At 66.2% G+C, this 13,528-nt stretch carries 13 protein-coding genes; 8 read left to right on the top strand and 5 right to left on the bottom strand.

The features are described 5' to 3' along the window. Positions 1-80 precede the first annotated feature (80 nt). Entirely contained in the window at positions 81-1,031 is a 951-nt protein-coding gene (locus CSC73_RS09005) for a mitochondrial fission ELM1 family protein (protein WP_163840104.1), read from the bottom strand. A 146-nt stretch (positions 1,032-1,177) separates the two neighbouring features. Between CSC73_RS09005 and CSC73_RS09010 the strand changes: the two genes are divergently transcribed. From CSC73_RS09010 to CSC73_RS09035, 6 genes are all read left to right on the top strand, one after another. Next, entirely contained in the window at positions 1,178-1,768 is a 591-nt protein-coding gene (locus tag CSC73_RS09010; RefSeq protein ID WP_163840105.1) for a malonic semialdehyde reductase, read from the top strand. A gap of 61 nt (positions 1,769-1,829) precedes the next feature. Further along, entirely contained in the window at positions 1,830-2,408 is a 579-nt protein-coding gene (locus tag CSC73_RS09015) for a YceI family protein (RefSeq protein WP_163840106.1), read from the top strand. Between the two features lie 800 nt (positions 2,409-3,208). Further along, positions 3,209-3,406, top strand: coding sequence for a zinc-finger domain-containing protein (locus CSC73_RS09020; RefSeq protein ID WP_093283483.1), 198 nt, complete (start codon positions 3,209-3,211; stop codon positions 3,404-3,406). A gap of 25 nt (positions 3,407-3,431) precedes the next feature. Beyond that, entirely contained in the window at positions 3,432-4,574 is a 1,143-nt protein-coding gene (locus tag CSC73_RS09025; protein WP_163840158.1) for a glycosyltransferase, read from the top strand. Positions 4,575-4,582: 8 nt separating this feature from the next. Further along, the gene (locus CSC73_RS09030; RefSeq protein ID WP_163840107.1) at positions 4,583-5,902 is read left to right on the top strand and encodes an O-antigen ligase family protein; all 1,320 of its coding nucleotides are present in this window, start codon (positions 4,583-4,585) and stop codon (positions 5,900-5,902) included. Beyond that, a complete protein-coding gene (locus CSC73_RS09035) occupies positions 5,895-6,794 on the top strand; it encodes a lysophospholipid acyltransferase family protein (RefSeq protein ID WP_163840108.1) in 900 nt (299 codons plus the stop codon). The genes CSC73_RS09030 and CSC73_RS09035 overlap by 8 nt, the downstream gene beginning before the upstream one ends. Before the next feature lie 199 nt (positions 6,795-6,993). Here the strand turns inward: CSC73_RS09035 and lpxL are convergent, their stop codons facing one another. Next, positions 6,994-7,932, bottom strand: a complete 939-nt coding sequence (lpxL, locus tag CSC73_RS09040; protein ID WP_163840109.1) for an LpxL/LpxP family Kdo(2)-lipid IV(A) lauroyl/palmitoleoyl acyltransferase — start codon at positions 7,930-7,932, stop codon at positions 6,994-6,996. A 38-nt stretch (positions 7,933-7,970) separates the two neighbouring features. Here lpxL and waaA point away from each other — a divergent pair, with 38 nt between their 5' ends. Beyond that, positions 7,971-9,287 carry a lipid IV(A) 3-deoxy-D-manno-octulosonic acid transferase gene (gene waaA / locus CSC73_RS09045; RefSeq protein ID WP_163840110.1) on the top strand — a complete coding sequence of 439 codons (1,317 nt, stop codon included), beginning with the start codon at positions 7,971-7,973 and terminating at the stop codon, positions 9,285-9,287. A gap of 159 nt (positions 9,288-9,446) precedes the next feature. Here the strand turns inward: waaA and CSC73_RS09050 are convergent, their stop codons facing one another. The 3 genes from CSC73_RS09050 to CSC73_RS09060 all read right to left on the bottom strand — a co-directional run bounded on the left by CSC73_RS09050 (position 9,447) and on the right by CSC73_RS09060 (position 12,297). Continuing rightward, a complete protein-coding gene (locus CSC73_RS09050; RefSeq protein WP_163840111.1) occupies positions 9,447-10,802 on the bottom strand; it encodes a TolC family outer membrane protein in 1,356 nt (451 codons plus the stop codon). An 18-nt stretch (positions 10,803-10,820) separates the two neighbouring features. Further along, positions 10,821-11,480: a protein-L-isoaspartate O-methyltransferase family protein gene (locus tag CSC73_RS09055; RefSeq protein WP_163840112.1), complete on the bottom strand. Its 660-nt coding sequence runs from the start codon at positions 11,478-11,480 to the stop codon at positions 10,821-10,823. A gap of 151 nt (positions 11,481-11,631) precedes the next feature. Beyond that, entirely contained in the window at positions 11,632-12,297 is a 666-nt protein-coding gene (locus CSC73_RS09060; RefSeq protein ID WP_163840113.1) for a TetR/AcrR family transcriptional regulator, read from the bottom strand. A gap of 82 nt (positions 12,298-12,379) precedes the next feature. Here CSC73_RS09060 and CSC73_RS09065 point away from each other — a divergent pair, with 82 nt between their 5' ends. Continuing rightward, a complete protein-coding gene (locus CSC73_RS09065) occupies positions 12,380-13,528 on the top strand; it encodes an efflux RND transporter periplasmic adaptor subunit (protein ID WP_163840114.1) in 1,149 nt (382 codons plus the stop codon).

Here is a 13,528-nt window from a genome sequence, read left to right on the forward strand (position 1 = left end):
CGTAAGCTGCGACCCGAAACTTTCAGTTAGCAACGCGCTTCCCGCATGCGTCGATGCCACGGTCGCAGCTTACGCAGCTCCTACAAAGAAAGGCGCTCGCGCACCAGCGCCGCCACGCGCGCGGTTTCGCGCAGCGGTTCGGCTTCGAACGGCGCCAGCTGCGTATCCATCGTGCGGATGCGGCCATGGGCCAGCAGCGAATCCAGGAACCTGCGCGGCCTGCCGCTGACGCGCATGGGATCGAATACGAACACCGGCGCCTCCGTCGCACAGGCTTCTGAAACCATGTTCACCGAATCCGGCGAGCACACGATGCGGTCGGCCCAGGCCAGCAGACCCTCGTAGGGATTGGCGCCATCATCTTCCCCGCACCAGACCACGCCGGGCGTTTCCACGTAACGGTGGCGCAGGGCGGCGATCAGATCGGCAGGCGTACGCCGCGACACGGTGATCATCACGCTGCCGCCTTCGCGCGCCAGGGCGACTTCAAGTTTCGAGGCCAGCACCTCGAATGCGCTGCGATCGAACCGGGCGTGCGTGCTCGAGCCACCCAGCAACACCGCAGTACGCGGTTGCGGAAATTCCGCGAACCAGGCGAATGCGGCGCGCGCCCGCGCCAGCCATGCGTCATCGACCGGATTCAGGCTGCCCAGCAGGGTGATGACGTTGTCGCCTTGCAAGAGGTCGTGCTCGGGAGCGACGACCAGGTCCCAGTATTTGGTGTCGATGCGCGGATCGAGAATCTGCACCGCCTTGCTGCCGCGTTCGCGCAGCAGCCGCGTGGCCAGCGCCGCCTGGCGGCCGCAGCCGATGGCCAGCCGCGGCGGCTGCGACAGGGCCTGCGCGAAGCCGGGTCCGAAGGCATGCTCGGCGCCGGCGAAGCTGCGCGGCGCCGACACGCTCCAGGGCAGGCGCGGTTGCAGCCGCCAGTCCTGGGCAGGCCCGCAATCCAGGGCCACGGCCAGTGCGTCGGCCTGGCGGCGGTTTCCTGCATGACCGTCGGTGAGGGTCCAGAGCTGTGTCGAATCCATGGGTCTGCGGGACTTTGTTCCAGAAACTAAAACAATCCGTTCCGAACTGGCCGGATGTTGCCATTACCGGGACACTCTACACTGCGCGCCTCGATTTGCGCTGCCCGCGAATCCTTTGAACTACTTGTACCCTCCAAGGATGTGACATGTCAGACGTCTTGAACGACAACGCGCTGGACCAGCTGTTCCGTACCGCGCGCACCCAGAATGCCTTCCAGGACCGCCCGGTCGAGGATGCGCAGCTGCATGCGCTGTACGACCTGCTGAAATGGGGCCCGACCTCGGCCAACATGTCGCCGGGACGCTTCGTGTTCGTGAAGTCGCCCGAGGCCAAGGAAAAGCTCAGGCCCGCGCTGTCCGAAGGCAACCTGGCCAAGACCATGATCGCGCCGGTGACCGTGATCGTGGCCTACGACGAAGACTTCCACGAGAAGCTGCCGTATTTGTTCCCGCATACCGATGCCAAGGCCTGGTTCGACGGTCCGCGCGAGAATCGCCACGAGGCCGCCTTCCGCAATGGCAGCCTGCAGGGCGCCTATCTGATCCTGGCCGCCCGTTCGCTGGGCCTGGGTGCCGGTCCGATGTCCGGTTTCGACAATGCCAAGGTCGACGCGGCTTTCTTTGCCGGTACCGCCATCAAATCCAACTTCCTCGTGAACCTGGGTTATGGCGATCCTGCGGGCGTGTTCGTGCGTTCGCCCCGCTTGTCGTTCGACGAAGCCGCGCGCATCGAATAGTTCACTCCGTTCCAACCCGTTTTCTGTTCCCATCCCACCCAAACACCCAAGGAGATCCGCCATGCGCAAGACCCTGCTGGTTGCCGCCCTGTTCGCTTTCGCCGGTTCGGCTTTCGCCGCGCCGGTCACTTACAAGATCGACCCGAACCACACCAATGTCCTGGCGAGCTGGAGCCACTTCGGGTTCTCCAATCCCAGCCTCAACTTCGGCCAGGCCGACGGCACGATCGTTTACGACGCCGACAAGGTTTCCGCTTCCAGCGTGCAGGTCACGCTGCCGCTGACCGGCTTGAGCGCGCTGGCCGACCAGTTCTACGACCATCTGACCAGCGCCGACTGGTTCGATGCGGCCAAGTATCCGTCGGCCACCTTCAAGAGCACCAAGGTGGAAGCCGCGGGCGAAGGCAAGCTGAAGGTCACCGGCGATCTGACCGTGAAGGGCGTGACCAAGCCGGTGGTGCTGGAGGTCAAATTGAACAAGGCGGGCGTGCAGCCGCTGGCCAAGCGCGCGGCGGTCGGTTTCGACGCCACTGCGACGGTCAAGCGCAGCGAGTTCGGGCTGGGCAACTACGTGCCGAACGTGAGCGACGAAGTGTCGCTGCGCATCACCACCGAGGCGATCGTGCCGAAGGCCGAGTAAGCCTCGCAAGCGATGGGCTTCTGGGACGCTGGCTGCGGATTCGCAGCCGGCGTTTTTTTGTTCTTTCTTTTCTGCTTTTGTCCTTCATCCCGCGAATGGGAACGAGCGACCTACATACAACCCCAAGAAAAATTCGATCGTCATCCCAGCGTAAGCTGGGATCCATCTTGATCTTGCTTTTGCTCCTGCATTTGCTTCTGCTTCTGCCTCCTCCCTTGCGCGCAGCGCAGCGCAGGGGAGGATTGGGGAGGGGCGCTCTTGATCTTGCTCTAGCTTTTAATTTTTCTCCGAAGCAAAAAGCATTTCGCGCTACGCGCGAGTCACTTTTCTTTGAACGGCAAAGAAAAGTAACCAAAAGAAAGCCGCCCTAGCGACGCGCCCAACGATGGAGCCGTTGGGTCCGCAAGCGGGCCGGGAATTTTTGGAAGCAGCATCCTGCTGCTCCAAAAACGGCGCACATCCCTGTGCGCCGCCCCTTCGGGGTTTATCCCGGCCCGCTTGCCGCGCCTCACGGGTATTGAAAGAGCAAAAGCCGAAGGCGCAAGCAAGATCAAGATCAAGATGGATGACCAGCCATTCGGCTGTTGAAAAGCGCTTCCAGCGTTCGCTGGGATGACGATTGGAGGGTTGATGGGCAGAGAGGTTGCAGCAGGAGGCTGAGCAGCAGAGGGCTCGCGATGAAGCGGTCCCGCGTGCATTGGTCTGCCGACCTGACCTGTCGCACCCCTCACAATCCCTCCATTCCAGCCCCCACAGCCGCCTGCTAGACTGCAAACCCCCGAAACACCGACCAAACCCCCATGACCCAGACCGCCACCGCGCCCGCCAATGCCGAGAAGCGCTACACCGTGCATCGCAGCGACCTGCCGCTGAGCTGTCCGTTGCCGTCGATGGCGTTGTGGAACTCGCATCCGCGCGTGTACCTGGCCATCGAGGATGCGCCGGACAAGGAAGTGCAATGCCCATACTGCGGCTCGCATTTCGTCCTTGCCGATTGACCATGCGCGCACGGGCACCGCGCCGATGCGCCGCCTGACGGTAGTCCAACTGCTCCCCGCGCTCGAATCAGGCGGCGTCGAGCGTTCCACACTCGAGATCTCGCAGGCGCTGGTCGGGGCCGGCCACCGGGCCATCGTCGTTTCCGCGGGCGGCCGCCTGTTGCCTGCCTTGCAGAAGACCGGCGCCGAACATATCGCGCTGGATATCGGGCGCAAGTCGTTGCTGACCCTTCGCCACATACCCACGCTGCGGAAACTGTTCGTCGGCGCGCGCGCCGACATCGTGCATGCGCGTTCGCGTCTGCCCGCCTGGTTGGGCTGGAAGGCAGTACAAGGCATCAAGCAGGCGCAACAGCCGCACTTCGTCACCACCATGCATGGGCTCAATTCGCCCGGCCGCTACAGCGCGGTCATGACTTATGGCGAACGCGTGATCTGCGTTTCCGACACCGTGCGCGGTTATCTGCTGCGGCACTATCCGAAAACGGATGCGGGCAAGTTGCGGGTGATACCGCGCGGGATAGACACGGCTCAGTTTCCGCGCGCGGCGTATCCCGCTCCGGCACTGCGTTCCGAGTTCGCAAGCCAACACCCGCAGCTCGCGGGCGAAGGCCCCCTGTTGCTGCTGCCCGGTCGCGGTACCCGCTTGAAGGGCCACATCGATGCGTTGCGCCTGCTCGCCGGCCTGCGCCGCAGCGGCAGCGATGCGCGCCTATGGCTGCCCGGCGCGCGCGAAACCGGGCGCGAGGATTACATCGCCGAGATGGAAGCCGAGGCCGCCAAGCTGGGCATCGCGGAGGCGACGGCTTTCGCCGCCGCCACTGCCCGCATCGCCGATGCCTATGCCGCGTCCGACCTGGTGCTCCAGCTTTCGCGCAAGCCGGAATCCTTCGGACGCACCGTGATCGAAGCGCTGTCGGTCGGCCGCCCCGTGCTGGGCTGGGCGCATGGCGGGGTGGGCGAATTGCTGGCGGAACTGCAGCCGCAAGGCGCGGCCCCGCCTTTCGACGAAGCCGCGTTGCTCGCGCAGGCCGAAGCGCTGCTGGCCCATCCGCCGTCGCCTTTGGCTAGGATGCCCTATACCCTGCGTGCGATGCAGAACGCCACGCTGGATCTTTACCAAGAACTCGTTGCTCAAGAGCTCGTTGCTCAAGAGCTCGCCGGATGAACTCGCCGATGAATCAGAACGCGCTTCCCGCCGACAACATCGCCTCCGCTGCCGGCCATGGCTGGCGCTGGGCGCCCGCCTGGGTGCTCGCCTTCGTCGCCCTGTGGCCCACGCCCGGCATAGCCGAAGGGGTGATGGTGCTGGGCGCGCTGGCGGCGATCGCGCGGCTGCTGCTGGTGCGTTTCCGCGGCGGCATGCGCTTGCTCAGCGGACCGGCCTGGGCGCTGACCAGCGCCTTGTTCCTGGCTTATTGGACGCCGCAACTGATCTCCGCATTCGATGCGGCCGACATTTCGCGCGCGTTCTACAAAGTCGGCACCGGCCTGCGCTACCTGCCGTTCCTGTGGCTGGTGGCGGCCGCGGTGGCCAATGAAAAAGGCCGGCGCACCACCTTCGGCGGGCTGGCGATCATCGTGACGGTGTGGACGGTCGACGCCTTGCTGCAGGTGGTGTTCGGCACCAGCCCGGTGTTCTGGGGGCTGGACCAGCTGAAGCAGCTCGTCAGCGGTCACGGCATGTGCAGCGCCGAAGACACCCTGGCGCTGGACCGCCTCAGCGGCTTCCTGGGTCCATGCAATCTGAAACTGGGCGTGGTGCTGGCCAGCCTGTCGCCGTTCGCGTTGTTCGCGTTCGGCAAGCGTTTCGGCATGCTCGGCTGGGTGCTGGCGTCGGCGGCGATCGGTCTGGTGATCCTGCTGGCCGGCGCGCGCGCCGCGTGGCTGACCTACGGGTTGGTGCTGGTGTTTTCAGGCTGGCGCTTGCTGGGTTGGAAGAAGCTGCTGGCCGTGTTCGCGTTCGGCGCGTTGTCGCTGGTCGTGTTGAACCTGGTGTCGCCGCAGTTCCGCGAGCGCATCGAGCGCACCACGCAGGCGCTGGCCGCGGACGAAAGCGGCGTGGACGTGGCCCTGTCCGGACGCGCGCAGATCTGGCGCGCGGCCACCTGCATGATCGGCAAGCATCCCATCAACGGCGTGGGCACGCGCAATTTCCGCCAGGAATATCCCGCCTGCGATCCATCGCCCGGCACGCAGCCGGCCTGGGGCGCGGGGCCTGCGCATCACGCCCACCAGATCGTGCTGGAAATCCTGGCCGAAACCGGCGCGATCGGCCTGTTGCTGTGGCTGGCCGGCGCGGCGCTGGCCTGGCGCGCCTGGAGATACGCCACGCCGGAAGCCCGCGAACGCGCGCGCCCTGCCATGTTGGCGCTGGGCGTCACCGTGTTTCCTTTCAATACCCACCTGGCGTTCTATTCCACCTTCTGGGGCGGACTGGCGTTGATGCTGGCGGCGTTGTATTCGGGCAGTTTGCTGGCCAGGGACAATGACTGAAGCAAGCAAGGCGCGTTGCTGGTTCATCGTGCCGCTGGAATTGCTGGCCAAGTCCATCGCCCGGCTGCCGCAACCGATGCTGGTGCGGCTGGGCAGCGTGCTGGCCGTGCTGATGCGACCGCTGCTGGGCAAGCGCCGACGCTACGCGCGCATCAACCTGGACCTGTGTTTTCCTGCGTTGGATATAGCGCAGCGTGAGCGCCTGCTGACCGACAATCTGCGCGCCACGGCCACCGGCGCGCTGGAACTGCTGCGCGCCTGGTACGCACCAGCGTCGGCGCTGGAAGGCCTGGCCGAGGTCGAAGGGCTCGAACATCTTCGCGCTGCCACCGCGTCGGGACGCGGCGTGCTGTTGTTCGGCGGCCATTTCACCCATTCCGAACTGGCCGCGCGCCTGCTGCAGCAAGCCTCCGGGCAACCGGTGCACGTAGTGGTACGTCGCAACAACAACCGCTGCCTGGAAGCGATGTTCGATAGCGCACGCCGTCGCGCGTTCGCCGGCACCATCGCCAAGAAAGATGTGCGCGGCTTGCTGCGCACGCTGTCGCAGGGAGGCGTGGTGGCGTATTCGGCCGATCAGAATTTCACTTATCAAAATGCCTTCGTACCGTTCTTCGGCATTGCCGCGGCCACGCTGACCGCCACGCCGGACCTGGCCCGCCGCGGCAAGGCGGTGGTGCTGCCGTTCTGGTTCCACCGTGGCGGCGACGGTCGCTACCGCCTGCGCATAGAGCCGCAATGGAGCGGTTGGCCCAGCAACGATCCGGCGGCCGACGCAGCGCGTTACATGAGCGAACTGGAACAGGTCGTACGCCAGCATCCCGAGCAATACCTGTGGGTGCACCGGCGTTTCAAGACCCGGCCGCCGGGCGAAGCCAGCGTCTACCGATAGGATGGGCCCCGGCCCACCATTGCCATCTTCCAGGCACCGACGGCAATGAGCGAAACAATGCTCGACTCTCCGCCGTGCCCAAACCTCACGTTGGCGCATGGCGAAACAACTTTCGAATCAACCGATGAATCTCGAAGCGATGCTCCCATTGCCATCGTTGTCCGACGGATGGCAATGGCGGGCCGGGGCCCGCCCTATGTCATTGGTAAAGCTTCCCGCGCCCGTCCGGCTGGCGTTTGAAACGGCGATGGATCCACAGATATTGCGCCGGCGCCTTGCGCACCATCGCTTCGATCGCCGCCATCACCCGCGCGGTATCGGCGGTGGCGTCCTGGGAAGGGAATTCCTCGAAGGCAGGCGACAGCCGCAGGGTGTAGCCGCCATCGGCGCGGCGCTCGTGCGCGAAGGCGATCACGCTGGCGCCCGATAGCCGCGACAACTGGTGGGTGGAGGTGAGGCTGTAGGCCGGCAGGCCGAAGAACGGCACGAATACGCTTTCGCCGCGGCGCGTGTCCTGGTCCGGCGCGAACCACAGCAGCCCGCCCTGCTTCAGATGCTTCAACGCCGGCCGCAGCTCCTCGCGGGTGAACATGTGCGCCGCATAGCGCAAGCGCCCGCGTTTGACCGCCCATTCCATCGCGCCCTGGTCGTGCGGGCGGTACATGCCGGCCAGCGGCGCGTAATCGCACATCAGCCGCGCGGCGATCTCCAGGGTGGTGAAGTGGCCGGAAATCACGATCACGCCACGCCCGCCCGCGCGCGCCGCTTCAAGATGCTCCAGCCCCTCCACCTGCAGCCCGCGCCGCATCGGCTGCACGCTGCCCCACCAGGCGCGGGCGAATTCGAACAGGCCGATGCCCAGTTCGGAAAAACTCCGGTACACCAGCGACGCCTGCTGCGCGGCATCCAGCTCCGGGAAGCACAGAGCGATGTTGCGTTCGGCCACGCGGCGGCGGTCGCGCAGCACCATATGCAGGAATCTGCCCACCAGTCTTCCCAGGCCGCGCTGCAGGGGCCATGGCAGGCGCGCCAGCAAGGCGGCCAGGCCGATGCCCAGCCATGCCGGCCATTGGCGCAAACCCTTCGGCGCCGGATCGTTGTCGCTGCGGAGACTTTCAACGCGGTCGAGTTTGGCCATACAGCGATTCTAACGGTTCAGTTGGTTATCCTTCCGCGATGCGGATGGACCTGACCGAGCGTTTCCTGCGTGGCCTGTATTCAGCCACGCTCTATGTACTGACGCCGGTCACGGTCTACCACCTGATCTGGCGCGGTTTCCGTTTCCGCGAATATTTCCAGCGCTGGAACGAGCGTTACGCCTCCTACGGGCAGCAGCCGGAAGCGCGCATCGACGTCTGGCTGCACGCGGTGTCGGTGGGCGAAGTCAACGCCGCGGTGCCGGTGGTCGACGCGCTGCGCCGCACGCATCCGCAACTGCGCTGGCTGGTGACCACCATCACTCCGACCGGCTCCGAGCGCGTGCGTGCGCTGTGGGGCGAAGGCGTCCAGCACGTCTACGTGCCCTACGATCTGCCGGGAGCGATCTCGCGTTTCCTCGGCCACTACCGCCCGCGGCTGGCGCTGGTGATGGAAACCGAGCTGTGGCCCAATCTGCTGCTCGGCTGCCGCGACCAGGGCATTCCCACCTATCTGCTCAACGCGCGGCTCTCGGCGCGTTCGCTGCGCGGCTACCGCGTGCTGGCGCCGTTGATTTCGCGGGTGGTGCGCACGCTCAAGCGCATCGGCGCGCAATCCGCGCCGGACGGCAAGCGTTTCATCGCCCTGGGCGCCACCCCGGGCGGGGTGATGGACACGGGCAACCTCAAGTTCGACATCGCCGCGCCGGAAGGCCTGGCCGCTTTCGTGCAGGCCTTCGGTGACCATGCGGGCCGGCGGCCGGTGTGGATCGCGGCCAGCACCCATGAGGACGAGGAAGCGGCTGTCATCACGCTGCACCGCAATCTGCGGCGGCGCTGGCCGAACCTGTTGCTGCTATGGGCGCCCCGGCATCCGGAACGCTTCCCGCGCGTCGCCGAGCAGGCGCAGTCGGCCGGCTGGAAAGTCGCCACCCGCCGCAAATCGACCTGGCCCGCTGCCGATGACGAGGTGTTCGTGATCGATACGCTGGGCGAGCTGATGCCGTTCTACGCCTGCGCCGAAGTCGCCTTCGTCGGCGGCAGCCTGCAACCGATCGGCGGGCACAACCTGCTGGAGCCGGCGGCGGTAGGCACGGCCATGGTGACAGGGCCCCATCTGCACAACTTCGCCGAGATCTCCAAACGCCTGAAGGAAGCCGGCGCCTTGCTGATCGCCCAGGATGCGCAGGGTATCGAGGCGGCGATCGGTCAATTGCTGGAGGATGCGGCGAAGCGGCAGGCGATGGTGGATGCCGGTCGCGCGCTGGTGGAACAGGGGCGTGGCGCACTCGCCAAGACCCTGCAGATGATCGATGCCGATCTCCCGGTAGGCCGGGGCTACGCCCCCGACGCATGAAACCCGACGGTACACGATGACCCGTAGGTCGGGGCTACGTCCCCGACGTATGGGATGTTGAGGGTGCGCGTGGTGTCGGGGGCGTAGCCCCGACCTACAAACAATTACGGCGGACCGAAGTCCGCCGTAATCGATATTGCTTTCGGAGACGATGCTTCGTTACTGGCCGTCCGGGGCCAGCTGCGCCTGGGCGTCGGCGGTCAGCAAGCGGTTCACGTCCTGCACGTCGTCGGCGTCCAAGGTGCCCGCCGCCTGGTCCAGCAACAGCCGGTTCTGCAGATAGTTGTACTTGGCCAGCGCGTAAGCCTGCTGCGCCTGGAACAGGTTCTGCTGGTTGATCAGCACGTCCAGCACGGTGCGCGTGCCCACTTCCAGTCCGACCTGCGAGGCTTCGTAGGCGGCCTTGGCCGACACCAGAGCCAGACGGCGCGCCTCGATTTCGCTGATGCCCGCTTCCAGGGTCTGGTAGGCGTTGCGCGTATTGCGTACGGTGGCGCGCTTCTGCCGCTCGTAGCTGTCCTGCGCCGCATCGCGATTGGCCAGCGCCTCGCGCACCCGCGACTGAGTGGCGCCGCCGGAGAAGATCGGTACGCTCAAGGTCAGGCCGATGGTGGTGCCGGTGCCGTTGCCGTTGGCGCCGGTGGTATCGCCCCACGCCGCGTCCTTGCCCCAGCTGCCGCCCAGCGACAGGGTGGGCAGGTGGCCGGCGCGTGCGGTGGAAACCCCGGCTTCGGCCGATTGCACCTGGTATTCGAGCGACTTCAGCGCCGGGTTGGTGCTTACCGCAGTGTTGACCCAGCCTTCGGCGTCGTAGTCGGTGGGCAGCACGGGGCGGAAATCGTCCGGCAGCGCCTTCAGGTTGTTGATCGGCTGGCCGGTGATCTCCGCCAGCGCTTCGTAGTTGTCTTTCAACGCATTGCGGCTGGTGATCACGCTGGCGCGCGCGCTGTCGTATTGCGCGCGGGCTTCGTGCACGTCGGTGATCGGGGCCAGGCCCACGTCCAGGCGCTTCTGCGCGTAGTCGAACTGCTTCTGCAGCGCGGTCTGCTGCGCTTCGGCCGCGGCCAGCGTTTCGATCGCCACCAGCACGTTGAAGTAGGCCGCCGAGGTGCGGGTGATCAGCGAGTCGTTGGCCGCTTCCAGATCGTAGTCGGCGGCCTGGCTGAGCGCGCGCTGCCCGCGCAGGGTGGAGTAGCGGCTGAAGTCGAGCACCGACTGGTTGACGCTGACGCCGTAGCTGCGGCTGGTGTTGGTGGTGGAACCGGGCACGGCATCCAGCTCGTTGCGGCTGCGGCTGAGCGATGCGGTGCCGTTGACCTGGGGCAACAGTGCGGCACGCGCCTGCACGGCGCCTTCCTTCTGCGCCAGACGGCCGGATTCGGCGGCCGCCAACTGCGGATCGCCGGTACGTGCGAGTTCATAGGTCTGCATCAGATCCGTGGCGTTCGCACTGGCAACCAGGGCGGATGCAGGCAGGGCCAGGGCGAGCGCGAGGACGAGGGGGCGACGACTCATGCGGTTTCCTTTCTCAAATCAGAAGACGAATTGCGGCACCGGGGCGGCGCCGACAAGATAGGGGAGGTCGGTCTCAAACAACGATTCTATGCGCGGGCCGTTGACGTCGTTGTGCACCAGCACCGCTTCCATCACCGGCGAATGGCCGCGCACCACGAACAGGCGGCCTTCCGGACGCAGCCACTGGAGGAATTGCGACGGCACTTCCACGTCCATCGCCGCAGTCACGCAGATCGCATCGAAGCGGCGTTCGGTGGCGTAGTGCAGAGCGTCGGCGGTTTCGATGCGGACGTTGTTGCCGTAGCCGCTGGCATCCAGCTGCCGGCGCGCGCGATCGGCCAGTTCCGGATGGATCTCCAGGCTGACTACTTCGCGGGCCAGGGCGCCCATGCAAGCGGCCAGGTAGCCGCCGCCGGTGCCGATCTCCAGCACCTCGTCGCCTTCCTGCAGCAGCAATGCCTGCAGGGCGCGGCCTTCGACCACCGGCTTCATCATCTTCTGGCCGTGGCCCAGCGGAATCTCCACGTCGGCATAAGCCAGCGCGCGGTGGATCTCGGGCACGAACTTCTCCCGCGGCAAGGTGGCCAGTACGCCCAGCACGCGCGCATCCAGCACCTCCCAGGGGCGCACTTGCTGCTCGACCATCATTTCGCGGGCTTGGTTGTAATCGATCGTCATGGGGGGTCATCCGGCGCGGGGACGCGCAGTTTAGCGGGTCGCGGCGCGTTTCGAAGGTCGTGCGGCGAGGAGCAGCATGGCCGTACTACCACACCGATACGCAGTGCCGGAAGTCACCGCGACCTCCGTCATGACCGGACGCCCCGGTTTTTCAAGGTTTGCCATAGGCGCGCAGGAACATGTCCACGCTGGCGTCCAGGTGGGCGTTGACGTCGCTCCGCGCGGGACGGGCGCACAGGCCGCACATCATCCGGCCGTGCAGCTCGCCCTTGATCAGGGAAAAGAACTGTTCCGACGCCCGCTGCACATCGGCGATCTCCAGTTCGCCCGCCTCCACCCGCGACTGCAGGAAAGCCCCGAAGGCCTGGTGGGTGCGCTGCGGACCGGCTTCCCAGAACAGCTTGCGCAAAGGGTCGTCGGCGTTGCCCGGGGTGATCATCATGCGGTGCGTGCTGATGGCCTCGTCGCTGCTGATCAGGGCGAAAAAGCCGCTGGCGATCGCCTTGAGCTGGGCACGCAATGGACCTTTGAGCTCCTGGGCGAACAGGTCGTCCGGCAGCATCTGCTCGCACTTGGCGCGCACGGCGGCAGCGAACAGCGCTTCCTTGTCGCCGAAATGGCTATAGACGGTGAGCTTGGAGACGCCGGCTTCGGCCGCGATCTGGTCCATGCTGACGCCGGTATAGCCATCGCCCGCGACCAGGCGTTTGGCCGCTTCCAGGATGGCATCGCGCTTGGCCAGATCCTTGGGCCGGCCGGGGCCGGAAAGCCTGGGCGCCGATTTGGGGCGGCTGACGGGGGAGGGGTTGCTGACCATGTTCCAATACTAGACTAATCGGTTCGATATTTATACTATACCGCCAAGTCCATTTATTGATGAACAAGACGGAGTGTTTTATATGTGCAGCGTGTCGAAGGCCAATGCGCGCAACTATGGGATTCCGCTCCTTCTGATCCTGGGATTGGCGGGTTGCGGCGGCCAGGCCGAACCCACCGAAACTGCGCGGCCCGTGCTGGTGGTGCACCCCGGCGGCGGCGCGCAGGCCGCGTTGTCGGCCTATGCCGGCGAAATACGCGCCCGCGAAGAAAGCCCCCTCTCGTTCCGGGTCGGCGGCAACCTGATCCGCCGCGATGTCGACGCCGGCGCGCAGGTGAAGCAGGGCCAGGTGCTGGCGGTGCTGGACGCCGACGACCTCAGCCTGCAGGCGCAGGCTTCCCAGGCACAGCTCGCCGCCGCCGAAGCCGATTTGATCCGCGCCCGCGGCGACCGCGACCGCTACGCCAAGCTGGTGGGCGAGAAGCTGGTCAGCCAGTCCACTTACGACGCGCAGAACGCCGCCTATAAAGCGGCCGAAGGCCAGGCCCGTGCGGCCCGCGCGCAACTGGACGTGGCCCGCAACCAGGCCGCCTATTCGCAGCTGCGTGCGCCGCACGACGGTGTCATCGCCACCCGCCAGGCCGAGGCCGGGCAGGTGGTCGCCGCCGGCCAGACCATCTTCACCCTGGCCGCCGACGATGGCCGCGAAGTAGCCATCGCGCTGCCGGAAAGCCGCATCCGCGATTTCAGCGTCGGCCAGCCGGTGCTGGTCGAACTGTGGAACGCGCCGGGCGAGCGCCTGCCGGGCCAGATCCGTGAAATTTCCCCCGCCGCCGATGCGCAGACCCGCACCTACGCCGCCCGCGTGAACCTGGTCGGCGCTGCGGCCAAGGCCGTCGAACTGGGCCAGAGCGCCCGCGTCTACGTGCAGGAAACCGGGCCCGTCGCCGCCCTCAGCGTGCCGCTTTCGGCCATCCAGCGCGGCGCCAAGGGCGCCACCGCGGTGTGGGTGGTCGATACGCAGAGCGGCAAGGTCAGATCGCAGCCCGTGCGATTGGGCCGCTATGGCGAAACTGTGGTTCCGGTGCTTGGCGGTTTGAAGCCCGGCGATTGGGTGGTCGGCGCCGGCGGGCATCTGCTGCGCGAAGGCCAGCCGGTGACGCCCGTGGATCGCGACAACCGGCCAGTGCTTTCTAAGAAGGTCGCCGCCGCTCCTGCGAAGGCGGACTGA

Origin of the sequence: Pseudoxanthomonas sacheonensis (assembly GCF_010093305.1) — a bacterium.
Lineage (GTDB): Bacteria > Pseudomonadota > Gammaproteobacteria > Xanthomonadales > Xanthomonadaceae > Pseudoxanthomonas_A > Pseudoxanthomonas_A sacheonensis.

Excerpts from the sequence above, each read along its gene's own strand:
- CSC73_RS09065 (WP_163840114.1), top strand. The coding sequence starts at position 12,380 with ATGTGCAGCGTGTCGAAGGCCAATGCGCGCAACTATGGGATTCCGCTC.
- CSC73_RS09025 (WP_163840158.1), top strand. The coding sequence starts at position 3,432 with ATGCGCCGCCTGACGGTAGTCCAACTGCTCCCCGCGCTCGAATCAGGC.
- CSC73_RS09005 (WP_163840104.1), bottom strand. The coding sequence starts at position 1,031 with ATGGATTCGACACAGCTCTGGACCCTCACCGACGGTCATGCAGGAAAC.
- CSC73_RS09030 (WP_163840107.1), top strand. The coding sequence starts at position 4,583 with ATGAATCAGAACGCGCTTCCCGCCGACAACATCGCCTCCGCTGCCGGC.
- lpxL (WP_163840109.1), bottom strand. The coding sequence starts at position 7,932 with ATGGCCAAACTCGACCGCGTTGAAAGTCTCCGCAGCGACAACGATCCG.
- waaA (WP_163840110.1), top strand. The coding sequence starts at position 7,971 with ATGCGGATGGACCTGACCGAGCGTTTCCTGCGTGGCCTGTATTCAGCC.
- CSC73_RS09055 (WP_163840112.1), bottom strand. The coding sequence starts at position 11,480 with ATGACGATCGATTACAACCAAGCCCGCGAAATGATGGTCGAGCAGCAA.
- CSC73_RS09010 (WP_163840105.1), top strand. The coding sequence starts at position 1,178 with ATGTCAGACGTCTTGAACGACAACGCGCTGGACCAGCTGTTCCGTACC.
- CSC73_RS09050 (WP_163840111.1), bottom strand. The coding sequence starts at position 10,802 with ATGAGTCGTCGCCCCCTCGTCCTCGCGCTCGCCCTGGCCCTGCCTGCA.
- CSC73_RS09060 (WP_163840113.1), bottom strand. The coding sequence starts at position 12,297 with ATGGTCAGCAACCCCTCCCCCGTCAGCCGCCCCAAATCGGCGCCCAGG.
- CSC73_RS09015 (WP_163840106.1), top strand. The coding sequence starts at position 1,830 with ATGCGCAAGACCCTGCTGGTTGCCGCCCTGTTCGCTTTCGCCGGTTCG.
- CSC73_RS09035 (WP_163840108.1), top strand. The coding sequence starts at position 5,895 with ATGACTGAAGCAAGCAAGGCGCGTTGCTGGTTCATCGTGCCGCTGGAA.
- CSC73_RS09020 (WP_093283483.1), top strand. The coding sequence starts at position 3,209 with ATGACCCAGACCGCCACCGCGCCCGCCAATGCCGAGAAGCGCTACACC.